13 protein-coding genes are annotated in these 14,224 nt (G+C 29.5%); 7 read left to right on the top strand and 6 right to left on the bottom strand.

The annotated features are described in order from the left end of the window. Positions 1–12: 12 nt before the first annotated feature. A complete protein-coding gene (locus tag CHB63_RS07550; RefSeq protein ID WP_089377844.1) occupies positions 13–759 on the top strand; it encodes a uroporphyrinogen-III synthase in 747 nt (248 codons plus the stop codon). A gap of 46 nt (positions 760–805) precedes the next feature. Here CHB63_RS07550 and radA read toward each other — a convergent pair whose 3' ends face one another. From radA to panC, 4 genes are read right to left on the bottom strand one after another with little or no spacing between them, the layout of a single operon-like run. Beyond that, a complete protein-coding gene (radA, locus tag CHB63_RS07545) occupies positions 806–2,164 on the bottom strand; it encodes a DNA repair protein RadA (RefSeq protein ID WP_089377843.1) in 1,359 nt (452 codons plus the stop codon). 38 nt (positions 2,165–2,202) lie between these two features. Then, positions 2,203–3,180 (bottom strand): lysylphosphatidylglycerol synthase transmembrane domain-containing protein, encoded by a 978-nt coding sequence (locus CHB63_RS07540; protein ID WP_089377842.1) that lies wholly within the window; start codon positions 3,178–3,180, stop codon positions 2,203–2,205. A gap of 1 nt (position 3,181) precedes the next feature. Further along, entirely contained in the window at positions 3,182–3,532 is a 351-nt protein-coding gene (panD, locus tag CHB63_RS07535) for an aspartate 1-decarboxylase (protein WP_089377841.1), read from the bottom strand. Between the two features lie 38 nt (positions 3,533–3,570). Continuing rightward, entirely contained in the window at positions 3,571–4,410 is an 840-nt protein-coding gene (gene panC, locus CHB63_RS07530; RefSeq protein ID WP_089377840.1) for a pantoate--beta-alanine ligase, read from the bottom strand. A 108-nt stretch (positions 4,411–4,518) separates the two neighbouring features. Between panC and CHB63_RS07525 the strand changes: the two genes are divergently transcribed. The 3 genes from CHB63_RS07525 to glmS are packed head-to-tail and all read left to right on the top strand — an operon-like array spanning position 4,519 to position 8,757. After that, entirely contained in the window at positions 4,519–5,325 is an 807-nt protein-coding gene (locus CHB63_RS07525) for a glycogen/starch synthase (protein ID WP_089377839.1), read from the top strand. Between the two features lie 27 nt (positions 5,326–5,352). Next, positions 5,353–6,888, top strand: coding sequence for a DUF4270 domain-containing protein (locus CHB63_RS07520; protein WP_089377838.1), 1,536 nt, complete (start codon positions 5,353–5,355; stop codon positions 6,886–6,888). A 15-nt stretch (positions 6,889–6,903) separates the two neighbouring features. Beyond that, entirely contained in the window at positions 6,904–8,757 is a 1,854-nt protein-coding gene (gene glmS / locus CHB63_RS07515) for a glutamine--fructose-6-phosphate transaminase (isomerizing) (RefSeq protein ID WP_089377837.1), read from the top strand. Between the two features lie 47 nt (positions 8,758–8,804). On the opposite strand, the gene CHB63_RS07510 is transcribed toward glmS, so the two are convergent. Together CHB63_RS07510 and CHB63_RS07505 are read right to left on the bottom strand one after the other, a co-directional pair. Further along, positions 8,805–9,419 (bottom strand): FAD-dependent oxidoreductase, encoded by a 615-nt coding sequence (locus CHB63_RS07510; protein WP_089377836.1) that lies wholly within the window; start codon positions 9,417–9,419, stop codon positions 8,805–8,807. Between the two features lie 11 nt (positions 9,420–9,430). Further along, positions 9,431–10,012: a MarC family protein gene (locus tag CHB63_RS07505; RefSeq protein WP_089377835.1), complete on the bottom strand. Its 582-nt coding sequence runs from the start codon at positions 10,010–10,012 to the stop codon at positions 9,431–9,433. Positions 10,013–10,100: 88 nt separating this feature from the next. Between CHB63_RS07505 and CHB63_RS07500 the strand changes: the two genes are divergently transcribed. The 3 genes from CHB63_RS07500 to CHB63_RS07490 all read left to right on the top strand — a co-directional run bounded on the left by CHB63_RS07500 (position 10,101) and on the right by CHB63_RS07490 (position 14,222). Further along, positions 10,101–10,667, top strand: coding sequence for a DUF3109 family protein (locus CHB63_RS07500; protein ID WP_089377834.1), 567 nt, complete (start codon positions 10,101–10,103; stop codon positions 10,665–10,667). Between the two features lie 83 nt (positions 10,668–10,750). After that, a complete protein-coding gene (locus tag CHB63_RS07495; RefSeq protein ID WP_089377833.1) occupies positions 10,751–12,355 on the top strand; it encodes a tetratricopeptide repeat protein in 1,605 nt (534 codons plus the stop codon). A gap of 127 nt (positions 12,356–12,482) precedes the next feature. Next, positions 12,483–14,222 (top strand): OmpA family protein, encoded by a 1,740-nt coding sequence (locus tag CHB63_RS07490; RefSeq protein ID WP_089377832.1) that lies wholly within the window; start codon positions 12,483–12,485, stop codon positions 14,220–14,222. The last annotated feature ends 2 nt before the right edge of the window (positions 14,223–14,224 follow it).

Genomic DNA, 14,224 nt, shown 5'->3' with positions numbered 1-14,224 from the left:
AAATTGAAGTTTATGAAAGTGAAAACAATTTTGGTCTCTCAGCCAGCTCCTAAGACTGAAAACTCTCCTTATGCCGATTTAATTGAAAAGCAAAAAATTAAAATTGATTTTGTGCCTTTTATTCATGTTGAAGGTGTTTCTGCAAAAGAAGTAAGAACTCAAAAAATAGATTTAAGCAAGTTTACTGCTATTATTTTAACTAGTAGAAATGCAGTAGATCACTTTTTTAGAGTTGCCGAAGAAATGCGATTTTCAGTACCTGATTCTATGAAATATTTTTGTCAATCAGAGGCCGTAGCCTATTATTTGCAAAAATATGTTGTTTACAGAAAGCGTAAAATTTATGTAGGTCAACGTACTTTTCCTGAATTGACAAAAATTATTAAAAAATACAAAGACGAGAAGTTTTTATTACCTTCTTCTGATAAATTAAAAGAAATAGTTCCTGAAACTTTGAATGAACTTGAAGTTAATTGGACCAGAGCAATTTTATTTAAAACAGTTGTTAGTGATTTATCTACTTTACAAGATGTATTTTATGATGTTTTGGTTTTCTTTTCTCCATCTGGAATAGATTCATTGTTTCAAAATTTTCCAAATTTTAAACAAAATAATACCAGAATTGCGGTATTTGGAAATTCTACAGTTAAGGCAGCTACAGAAGCAGGGTTAAAATGTGTTATTGAAGCTCCTACGCCAGAAACCCCATCTATGACAATGGCTTTAGAAAAATACATTATTCAAGTAAATAAGAAATAAAACTATATTTTAATAACTAAAAAAACCGAGTTAATCTCGGTTTTTTTTATGCAAATAAATTAGCATATATATCTTCAACCTTTGCAACTTTTACAATTTTTATTACACTTGAAGTTTTACTGATTTTATTAAACTTAGAAATAAATATTTTTTGAAAACCAAGCTTTTCGGCTTCTAAAATACGTTGTTCAACTCTGTTAACCGGTCTAATTTCCCCAGCCAAACCAATTTCCGCAGCAAAACAAAAATCTTGAGGAATAGCATCATCTTCATTCGAAGACAAAATGGCACAAATTACAGCCAAATCAATTGCTGGATCATCAACTTTTATCCCTCCAGCAATATTTAAAAAAACATCCTTTGCTCCCAATCTAAAACCTGCACGTTTTTCTAAAACGGCCAATAACATATTTAACCTTTTAATATCATATCCTGTTGCAGATCTTTGAGGAGTTCCATAAACCGCAGTACTTACTAGTGCTTGAACCTCTATCATTAAAGGTCTAATCCCTTCTAATGTTGCTGCAATTGCTGTTCCGCTTAAATCATCCTCCTTTTGAGAGATTAATATTTCTGAAGGGTTTTCAACTTCCCTTAAACCTACACTTTGCATTTCATAAATTCCTATTTCTGCGGTAGATCCAAAGCGGTTTTTATTAGCTCTTAAAATACGGTATGTATGGTTTCTATCACCTTCAAACTGCAAAACCACATCAACCATATGCTCCAATATTTTTGGGCCCGCAATGTTACCATCTTTTGTAATATGCCCAATTAAAAGCACGGGAGTTGCTGTTTCTTTAGCAAATTTTATTAGCTCCGCAGTAGTTTCTCTTATTTGTGAAATAGAGCCTGGAGAAGCATCAATATATTCGGTATGCAACGTTTGAATTGAATCTATAACTACAACATCTGGTTGTATTTCTTCAATAGATCTAAAAATATTTTGGGTATTCGTTTCTGTTAAAATTAAACAATTTGTATTTGCAATATTTAACCGCTCAGCACGCATTTTTATTTGAGACTGACTTTCTTCACCTGAAACATATAAAATTCTTTTAGGAATAGCCAATGCAATTTGAAGTAATAATGTTGATTTTCCAATACCAGGTTCTCCCCCCAAAAGCAACATAGATCCTTTAACCAAACCGCCACCTAATACTCTATCTAATTCATTATTTTTAGTTGAAATTCGATCTTCCTTATCAACTAAAATGTCATTTATTTTTAAGGCTTTATTTACTTTTTTAGTTGAAGCGGTTTGTTTCCAATTCCTTTTTTCTTCTTTTTGAATAACTTCTTCAACAATAGTATTCCACTCACTACAAGAATTACATTGTCCTAACCATTTTGCATATTGTGCACCACAGTTCTGACAAAAAAAAGATGTTTTCGTTTTGGCCATTTTTTAAAATTGAAAGCAATAAATATACTAAGAAAAGTTTATTTTTTTTGGTATTTATTATAAATAGGAATTAATACAAAAGATAAACTTCCAAATATAATTACCATAATTGTTTGAGCAGTCCACATAATCCAACCAAATGCTCTTGCTGGGTTGTCTTCAATATGGTATAATATTAACGCACTTGCAACAAACACAGGATAGGTTCCTAAACCCCCATTTGTTAATGCCATACTTAAACCACCTACAACAAAACCAACAATTATAGCTTCAAAAGGAAGGTTTGTAGTTTCTGGCAACGCAAATGTAACTACATAAAACATAAGCACATACATTAACCAAATAAAAACGGTATGAAAAATAAATTTCCATTTCTTTTTCATTGTAAATATACTTTTAGCTCCATCGATAAGCCCATTTGCAAAGGAAATAACCTTTACTATAAAAGGGTTTTTCGATTTCCCCAAAAAACGATACGTAAAAAATCCTATTAATGCTAAGGCAGCAAGTATTGCTATTTTTGAAAATAAATTACTTTCATTATTATCCTTAAAAATATAACTCCCTATTAAATCTGCTTGTAAAAAAAAGGCAATTCCAATTATTATTAGCAGCATAATTACATCTGCAACTCTTTCAGCTACAATAGTCCCAAACCCTTTTTCAAAAGGAATATTTTCATATTTTTTTATGCTTGCTGCCCTTGCAATTTCACCAGATCTCGGAATAAATAAATTTAATAGATAAGCGATTAAAACGGCCATTACGCTGTTCGCAAACCGCGGCTTATACCCAAGTGGCTCCAATAAAAATTGCCAACGATATGCTCTTGATAAGTGACTTAGAATTCCAAATACTAAAGACAGTACAACCCACCAATAATTGGCAGTTTTAAAAGATAATTTTATAGATTCAATATCACTTGCAGAAAGTTTGGAGGTTGAGTACCAAATTAAAAAAACTCCCAATGCTATTGGGAGTGTTATAAAACTTATCTTTTTTATTTTTTTAATCAAATTAGGTCAGCAAGTTGTTGTTTTCGTTTGGGAAAACAATTGAAGGTTTAAATTTTTTCGCTTCTTCAAAGCCCATTCTAGCATATGTAATTAAAATTAGAATGTCTCCTACTGCAACTTTTCTAGCTGCCGCTCCATTAAGTGTTATTTCGCCACTATTTCTAGGTCCTGGAATTGCATACGTTTCAAGGCGTTCTCCATTATTGTTGTTTACAATTTGAACCTTTTCTCCCTGAATTATATTTGCAGCCTCCATTAAATCCTCGTCAATAGTAATACTTCCAATATAATTTAAATCGGCGCCTGTTACTTTAACTCTATGGATTTTTGATTTTACTACTTCTATCTGCATGGTGCAAAATTAATAATTTTGTGTTAATCTATTCATATTTATAAACTTATATTATCAATAAGTCGTATTTCCCCAGCAAAAACGGCAATAAAAGCCCTGTATTTTTGCTTTGGACTCCTATTTTTAATTGTTTGAAGAGTTTCCTCATCTGCAATTTCAAAATATTCAAGTTCCAATAAAGGTTGTTTTTTAAATTCATTTTCAACCCAATTCACAACATCTCTTGCACTTTTTATGCCAAACTCAATTTTAGCTCGTTTCAACGTTTTATATATAAATGGTGCAGCAACCCTATGCTCATTTGTCAGTCGAATATTTCTAGAACTCATAGCCAATCCATCGGGTTCTCTATAAATTTCACATCCAATAACTTTAACCGGAATCTGGTGATTTTGCACCATTTTTTTAATAATTTGTAATTGCTGAAAATCTTTTTCGCCAAAGTATGCTTTATGAGGCTTAACTATTTCAAATAAACGTTTTACAATAGTGCCCACTCCATTAAAATGACCATCTCTAAATTTTCCTTCCATTTGAAACTCTAAACCGTCATAATCAAAGGATTGAGATTTAATATCATTTGAATAAATTTCCTGTGCAGAAGGTGCAAAAACAATATCGCAAAATACTGATTTTAAAAGAGATAAATCTGTATCAATAGTTTTTGGGTAATTAATTAAATCTTCTTGTTTATCAAACTGAGTAGGATTTATAAAAATACTTACAACAACTAAGTCATTTTCCTTTTTAGCTTTTTCAATTAATGATAAATGACCCCTGTGAAGTGCCCCCATTGTTGGTACAAAACCAATTGAAGTGCTTTTATTTAATAAAGAGATTTTTTGTTGTACAGATTTTATTTTAGCAAAAACTAACATTGCGCATTTGTTAATAAACGTTAAAAGCGTGCAAACTTACATTTTTCAAGTCAAATTCTACATAAAATTTCGTAATTTTGCATAATCTTTAAAATATAGAGTTGGATTATGAAAGATAAGAGAGTATTAGTTGTTTCGTCGGAAGTTGTGCCTTATTTACCTGAAAATGAATTATCTACAACTTCGTTTGAAGTGGCTAAAATGATTCATGGTAAAGGTGGACAAACGCGTATTTTTATGCCACGCTATGGTTTAATTAATGAAAGAAGACATCAATTACACGAAGTTATTCGATTATCTGGTATGAATTTGGTAATTAATGATATGGATATGCCATTAATTATAAAAGTTGCTTCTATTCCAAAAGAAAGAATGCAAGTTTACTTTATTGATAATGATGAATATTTTAAACGAAAAGCGTTGTTTACAGACGAAGATAATAGCCTGTTTAAAGACAATGATGAAAGAGCAATATTTTTTGCAAAAGGTGTTGTAGAAACTGTAAAAAAATTAAACTGGGCGCCAGATATCATTCACGTTCATGGATGGATGGCTTCATTATTACCTTTATATATTAAGGAATATTACAAAAACGACCCATTATTTACTGATAGTAAAATAGTTATTTCATTATACAATAATGGCTTTGAAGGTTCTTTAGGTGATAATTTTATGGATAAAATAAAATTTGATGCTATTGATGAATCTAAAATTAAGACTATCTCCCAACCAAACTATACTAATATTTTAATAAATGCAATTGAACATTCTGATGCTGTTGTTAAATCCAGCGATGAATTACCAAAAGATTTATTGGATTATTTAAAAACAAGTAATAAACCTGTGTTAGATTATGTTCCATTTGAAGAATTTGAATCTGCTTATACAGAATTTTACTTAAACAAAGTTCTATAGTAAATTAAAAAAATATTTATTTAAATTATGACAACAAAAGTTGTAAGTGCCTTAAAATACTTTGGAATGTTCTCTTTGGTGTTTTTTACAATAATTTCATGTGAAAAAGAGATTGAAAATATTGGAGTTAATTTAGTTGATAATAATAATTTTGATACAAATGTGTTAATTTCTGAAGTTATATCAACCAATGAAAATATAGAAAAAGTTCCTGCCAATATATTATCACAATATTTACTTGGTGTTTATTCGGATGATGAATTTGGAGAGCTAAAAGCATCAATTGTAAGCCAACTTGGAATAACTACTTATGGAGAAACATACGCTTCTGGCTATGGAGAAAATACAGCTATAGATTCTGTAATTATTAGTATTCCTTATCAATCAACAAAAGAAACAGAAACTTTTTCAGATGGAAAGCCAAAATTCTCAATTGATTCTGTTTTTGGAAATTCAGATGTAGAATTTCAACTTGATATTTTTGAATTAAAAACATTTTTAAACTCATTAGATCCAGAGGATCCATCAAAAGATATGGTTTATTATTCTGATAAAGAGTTTCAAAAAGGAGATACTCCATTTTTTTCAAATAGTTTTAAAGTAAATCCTAATGATACGGTTTCTTATATTAAAAGATATTTAAATGATGGTATCACGGTTTATGATGTGGATACAATAAAAGCAGATAACGTAAGTCCTTCTATCAATATTCCATTAAACGAAGCTTTAATCCATCAAATTTTTATTGAAAATGCCGGGAATTCAGATTTTTTGAATTACGATAATTTCTTTCATTATTTTAGAGGATTTTACATTGAAGCAACTAAAATATCTACTGAACAATCACACTTGGTTTCTTTAAATATGTTTGGTGCAAAAATGTCCATTTACTATTCTATGAATGAAGATGAAGGTTCTGAAGAGGATTTAAATGAAAATGGAACTAACGGTGAACAAGGTGTTAGAACAAAACATGTTTATAGTTTTCCTTTTGGAAATATAAAGTCCAATGTTTTTAAAAGAGATTACTCAAATTCACATTTTTCTGGAGAAGATAGACTTTATGTGCAAGGTGCAGCAGGATCTTTAAGTGTATTAGAATTATTTTCAAACGAAGATATTTCTGAAATAAGAAATAACAATTTGTTGATTACAGATGCTAATTTAACTTTTTATGTAGATCAAAATGCTTCTACAAATGAAATTCCAGAACAACTTTTCATCTACAATTATGATGAAAACCTGCAACTAACCGATATGCTAACTGAGGGAATTGCAGCCGTTGGAGGTAATTTAGAAAGAGACGATGACGGAAACCCATACAAATATGTATTTAAAATTACAGATTACATTTCTGAGTTACTAAAATCTTATGAACCTTTAGATTTAGTTAAATTAGGACTTAAAGTTTATAATCCTACAGACTCACCAACATCTTTAGCAGATACTGCTGTTAAAAACTTTAGTTGGACCCCAAAAGGTGTTGTTTTATTTAATAATAATGTCAGTGCTGGAGATAAAAGGGTTAAACTAGAAATATCATATTCAAATTTAAATAATTAAAAAATATAACTTTTTATGTGTGGGATTACTGGTTATTTAGGGTATAGAGAAGCATATCCAATAGTTATAAATGGATTACAACGATTAGAATATAGAGGATATGATAGTGCCGGAATTGTTTTAACATCAAAAGAAAACAAGTTAAAACTTTTTAAAACCAAAGGAAAGGTATCTGATTTAAAAAAAATAGCCAAAAAAAATAATACAGAAGGAAATTTAGGATTAGGTCATACACGTTGGGCAACACATGGTGTCCCTAATAATGCTAATTCTCATCCACATATATCAAATTCAGGAAATTTAGTAATTGTTCATAATGGTATCATAGAAAATTATAATACCATTAAAAAAGAGCTAATAAAAAGAGGTTATATCTTTCATAGTGATACCGATACCGAAGTTTTAATTAATTTAATTGAAGAAGTACAAATAAAAAATAACTGCAAATTAGGAAAAGCGGTTCAATTAGCACTTACCAATGTAGTTGGAGCATATGCAATTGCGGTTTATGATATAAATAATCCAACCGAAATTATTATTGCCCGTTTAGGAAGTCCATTAGCAATAGGGATTGGAGAAAATAATTCAGAATTTTTTGTCGCTTCAGACGCATCTCCATTTATTGAATATACAAAAGATGCAATTTATTTAGATGATGAAGAATTAGCAATTATTAAACTTGGAAAAACCATTAGAGTTAGAAAAATTCATGACGATTCTATAGTTGAACCGAATATTCAAGAGTTAAAACTAAATTTAGAACAAATAGAAAAAGGTGGTTATGATCATTTCATGTTAAAAGAAATTCATGAACAGCCACAAGCAATTTCAGATACTTATAGAGGTAGGCTTTTAGCCGATAAGGGAATTATAAAAATGGGTAGTGTTGATAATAATATTGCCAAATTTTTAAATGCAAAAAGAATTATTGTTGTTGCCTGTGGAACTTCTTGGCACGCTGGTTTAGTTGGTGAATATCTTTTAGAAGACCTTGCAAGAATTCCTGTTGAAGTTGAATACGCTTCTGAATTTAGATACAGAAATCCAATAATAAATAAAGGAGATATTGTAATAGCTATATCCCAGTCTGGTGAAACGGCAGATACTCTTGCTGCAATCAAGCTTGCAAAATCAAAAGGCGCTTTTGTGTTTGGAATTTGTAATGTTGTTGGCTCTTCTATTGCACGTGAAACTGATTCGGGTGCTTATACACATGCGGGTCCAGAAATTGGAGTGGCTTCTACAAAAGCATTTACAACTCAAATCACTTTGTTGGCCTTAATGGCTTTAAAACTAGGTAATTTAAATGGAGAACTTTCTAATTCAAAGTTTCATGATTATTTACAAAAAATGAGCATGATTCCTGGTAAAATTGAGCAATTATTAAACATTAATTCTGAAATTGAAAAAATCGCTGCTATTTATAAAGATGCCCCAAATTGTTTATATTTAGGAAGAGGTTACAATTTTCCAGTTGCATTAGAAGGTGCTTTAAAATTAAAAGAAATTTCCTATATCCATGCTGAAGGTTATCCTGCTGCTGAAATGAAACATGGGCCTATTGCTTTAATAGACGAATCTATGCCGGTAGTTGTTATTGCAACTAAAAAAGGACATTATGATAAAGTTGTAAGTAATATTCAAGAAATTAAATCTAGAAATGGAAAAATTATAGCTATTGTTACGGAAGGAGATACTATAGTAAAAGAAATTGCTGATCATGTAATTGAAATTCCAGAAACTGAAGAAGCTTTTACTCCTTTATTAACCACAATTCCATTGCAATTATTATCGTATCACATTGCAGTTATGAGAGGTTGTAATGTAGATCAACCACGAAATTTAGCAAAATCAGTTACGGTAGAATAAAAAGTAACTTTTATATATAAAAAAGCCAGTTTTAAAACTGGCTTTTTTTATTTTATAACATCGTGTATCATTGTATGATTTCCGTCATTCCAAAGAGTTAGAATATCTGTTCCTACCTGAGCTCCACTTCCAGCTGCAATAGCATACTGACTGCGCCACCCGGCTAAAACGCCGGCAACATAAATTCCTTCGTCAATTAAATGATTAAAATTCCTTAACATAATCTTATCTTTTTCAATTGGTAACCGGTTATGAGTTTCTACAAATTGAGTTAAACCAATTATATCAAACATTTTAGACGGCCCAACAGCAATTACAACAATTTTTGTGGTATACGAAGCTTTATTTGTTATAACAAGTAATGATTTATCTTCTAAACGTTTAATTTCAATAACTTTTTCTTTATGAATTTGCGCTACATCAGGAAAATCATTAGCTAGTTGCTCAAGGCCTTCATTTAAAATATCACTCCCTTTGGTTCCTTTTTTAAAACCCAGTACATTATTTAACTCTGCAGTTTGTAATGCAGAACTTTTTTGATGTGAAATAATTCCTATTTTTTTATCCTGAGCAAAAGGCTTGTTAACTGCCGAACCTAAAATTAACGCACAAGATAAACCTGCAGCTCCACCACCTATAATTAAAACATCGTAATAATTCATACAAAGATTTTTTAAGAAATTAAACCTTGAATATTTGAAGTAAATAATTTTACTGCAATAGCTAAAAGGATTACTCCAAACACTTTTCTGATAATTAAAATACCATTTTCTCCAATAAAATTAGCTAATTTATTTGAAGATTTAAGTACGATATACATAAAAAACATATTAATAATTATCGCAATTAAAATATTAATAGTATCAAATTCTGCACGTAAAGAAAGTAGCGTTGTTAAACTTCCTGGACCTGCAATTAAAGGAAATGCTAACGGAAAAACAGAAATCGTTCTGGCATTTGTTTCTTCTTCCTTATAAAGCGAAACACCTAAAATCATTTCCAAAGCAATAAAAAATAAAATAAAAGCACCAGCAACAGCAAAGGAATTTACATCAATTCCAATTAAGTTTAAAATACTTTTTCCTAAATATAAAAAGGCAACCATTATAATACCTGCAATAATTGAAGCTTTTTCAGATTGAATTTTTCCAAATTTTGCACGTAAATCAATAATAATCGGAATATTTCCAATTACATCAATAACCGCAAATAAGACCATGGTTGCAGTTAATATTTCTTTAAAATTAATTGACATAATACTATATTTTAATTAGGGTCGGCAAAAGTAAATAAACCTTATTTATAAATACCAAAATTAGTATAAAAAAGTTTATTTTTGGCAAATGTTTCAATTAGGAAAAACAATAGTTTCAGAAGATATTATAGAAAAGGATTTTGTCTGTAATTTAAATGCCTGCAAAGGTAAGTGTTGTATTGATGGAGAAGCCGGTGCTCCTTTAGAAGAAGATGAACTTCAAATATTATTAGATATTTATCCAAAAGTAAAGCCATTTTTACGTGCAGAAGGAATTGCAGCAATTGAAGATCAAGGGCTGTTTATTACCAATGAAGGAGAATACGAAACACCTTTAATTGATGAAAAAGATTGCGCCTATGTTATTTTCGATAAAAATAATATTGCAAAATGCGGAATAGAAGAAGCTTACAATGCAGGTGAAATAAAATGGAAAAAGCCAATTTCTTGTCATTTATATCCTGTTAGAATTATGGAATACAGTGAATTTTCTGCTGTAAATTACCATAAATGGCCAATTTGTGATGATGCATGCCAATTAGGAAAAGAACTTCAAGTGCCTGTTTATAAATTTGTTAAAGATGCCTTAATTAGAAAATTTGGAAAGGATTGGTACGCAGAATTGGAAAAAGTAGCTGATACACATAAATCATAATATATTTTACTAAGTGCAACTTTTATAGCACATAAAATTTAACTATTTAGTACTTTTACTCTAAATAGGATATTATTTTAGCTATGAATAAAATTTACTATTTAAATTTTCCGATTTATATTTTAACCTTTTTAATTTCTGGCTTTATTTTTAGTCAAAATTTAAACCCTGAAAAAGCGCTTACTAATAGCCTTTTTCAAGAACTAAAAGTTAAACCAAATACGATCTCTAAAGTAGAAAGTCTAATTGCACTTTACAAAAAATCCATTAAAAACAAAGAAATTAACGAAGCAATAATTGATGAGGCAATTAACGTTTCAGAAAAAATATTCTATTTAAAAGGATTGGGTGAAAGTTTTGATAGAAAAGGTCTTACAGCTAGAAAAAACAACGATTATAATAATTCTATTTCGTACCATAAAAGGGCTTTAAATTACCTTAATAAAACAACGGATTCCTTATTAATTATAAAATGTTTAAATAATTTAGGTGTAACTTATAGAAAATTAAATCTTGAAAACGAAGCATTTCAATACTATTTTCAAGCGTTAGATATTTCCGAGAAATTTAAACACGATAGAAGTATAGCGATAGCTCTTAATGGTATTGGAAATGTTTTTATTGATATTGAAGAATATGAAAAAGCGCTACACTACTTTAAAAGAGTTTATAGATTAGATCTAAAAAACAATAATATAAAAGGCCAGGAATATAGTTTATCAAACATTGGAGAATGTTTTTTGCACAAAAAATCTTATGATTCTGCATATTATTATATCAATACTGCTTTAGATTTAACCAAAGAATATAAGCACAAATCAAGTGAAGCTATACGTTATAATTTGTTGGGTTTGTTATTTCAAAAGAAGGGAAATTATAAAACCTCAACTGACTATTATAAACAAGCCATACCAACTTTTACTAATTCAAATAATATTAGGTACTTAAGCAATACGTTAATAAACATTGGTAAAAATCAATTAAACTTAGGTGATTTTAAAGAGGCTATAGATAATATAACTCTTGGTTTAAATAATGCAATAAATATAAAATCTAAAGAAAACATCACATTAGGATATCAAGCTTTGGTCGATTATTATACACTTACAAAAAACTTTAAAAAAGCCTTAGTATCTCATAAAATTGCCACAGCTTTTCGTGATAGTATTATTAACGAATCATCTCAAAAAAGCATAATAAGTACTCAAATTGAATATCAAACAGCTAAAAAAGATAAACAAATACAACAATTAGCTTTAGAAAATGAACAAAGTAAAAACAAAGCTAAAACCATTTCTAATCGGTTAATTATTATTTCAGCTATTAGTTTATTGGGAATTATAGCACTTTTATATCTACTTAATCTTTATAGAAAAAATTCTGATTTAGAAATAGAACAAAAAAATTCTGAATTACAGAAGTATCTAAATCAAATTAATCAATTAAAAGATAAAGTAGAAAATAAATCTTCGCTTTCAAAACAATATTTTATTGAAAAATACAGCGAATATGAATTATCAAAGCGAGAAATTGAAGTATTAACACTTATTTCAAAAGGATATTCAAATATCAAAATTTCAGAAAAATTATTTGTATCGCAAAACACCATAAAAACTCACATAAAAAATATCTATTTAAAACTTGATGTTAAAAACAGAATTCAGGCTTTAAAAAAGATAGGCATCTAAAAAACGAAGTTTTTATTGGTCTTCCAATTATAAAATCACCCAAAAAGGTGAGGTTTATCACTTAAACAAATGAATGCCAAATTAGCTCGTTAAAGTAATTTTATACTACAATTTAAAAATTACTAAAATGAAAAACAAACAACTATTACTTCCTAAAATTTTACTTCTTTTTGGATTATTCTTTTTAATCCCTAACCAATCTGAAGCTCAATTTCTTAAAAAATTAAAAGAAAAAGCTGAAAAGAAAATTGAACGCGAAGCCGAAAAAAGAGCTGAACGCCGTGTAAACAAAAAAATTGATAAAGAGTTTGACAAGGCAGAAGATATTTTAGATGGAGAAGGCAAAGAAAAAACTACAGAAAATGAGGAAAATAGTAACAAAAATGAAAAAGGTGTAAATGATTCAAATACAAATGAGACAACCCAAAAATCAAATAAACCAACTGTAGTTTGGAGTAAATATGATTTTGTGCCAGGAGACACTATTATTTTTGAAGATGGCCCAAGTACAGATGAAGAAAATGGGGAGTTTCCAAGCCGGTGGGATTTATTAAAAGGTGTTTCAGAAATTGGAAATATGAACGGAGAGAATGTAATTATGTTTTTGGAAGGTGGAAGTGCTGCAATAATTCCTTATTTAAAAAACGCTAAAGAAGATTATTTACCAGAAATATTTACTTTGGAAATGGATCTATACTTTGAACCAGGTAATCATGGACAACGCTTTTGGATAAAGTTAAAAGACGATAAAAATCAAAAGGGAAAAGGAGTTAATGAAAGTTTAGAAGTCTACGTAAACGGATTGTCATTCTTAAACTCCGAAAAAAGTTATCCTGGAACTGAGAAATACAATTGGGGAAACAATCCAATTGGTGGGTGGAAACATATTTCCATTGCTTATACAAAAGGTAAATTTAAAGCTTATATGGACGACACCCGTTTAATAAATGTACCTCATTTAGACGGAAATCCAACAGGAATAACACTTACAGCAAGTGGACCACGAGAATTTAATTTATTTGCTAAAAACATTAGAATAGCCAAAGGAGGTGTAAAATATTACGACCGAGTTCTTTCAGAAGGAAAAATTATTGTTAACGGTATAAAATTCGATGTTAACAAGGCTACTTTAAAACCTGAAAGTATGGGGCCAATCAATAAAATATATCAATTAATGGTAGACAATCCTATGGTTAATTTTAGTGTGGAAGGGCATACAGACAGTGATGGTGATGATGCTTCAAATATGACTTTATCTCAAACCAGAGGAAAAGCGGTAATGGATAAATTAATTAGTATGGGAATTGCTGCAAACCGTTTAAAATCTAACGGATTTGGGGAATCTAAACCAATTGATAACAATGGTACTCCAGAAGGAAAAGCGAATAACAGACGTGTAGAATTTGTAAAATTTTCAGGAACAACTTCAACAAATAGTACTACTACAAATAACAGTAATAATTCAGTCTTTAATGATATAGACAAAAAAACAATTGCAATTAAACTTGAATCGTTACCAGAAAGTATAAATATTCCTATTTCAAATATTTCAGGTATTATTAACGGTAAGGGAACTATAATTTTGTATGCTACTTCCGATGGAAATTTAGGTAAAATGGAAATTTTAAATGTTGATGAAAATGACAACCACAAGCTTACTGTTAAGTATGTCACTTACAATTACAACGGTTCTGTACTTAGTAAATCTAATAATTTAGAAATCCAAGGAACTTATACATGTGACTTAGATAAAGGTAAAACTGAAAACGTAATTTATTCTGAAAGAGATTTCCATTTGGGCATTCAAGATAGCAAAACCGCATCTTTATATAATGGAGAAACTGCTATTTTAAAAGTTTTAAAATAACA

Origin of the sequence: Lutibacter flavus, from assembly GCF_900188355.1 — a bacterium.
Lineage (GTDB): Bacteria > Bacteroidota > Bacteroidia > Flavobacteriales > Flavobacteriaceae > Lutibacter > Lutibacter flavus.
The sequence above is the reverse complement of the archived record's forward strand: the minus strand, read 5'-3'. Positions and strand labels throughout refer to the sequence as shown.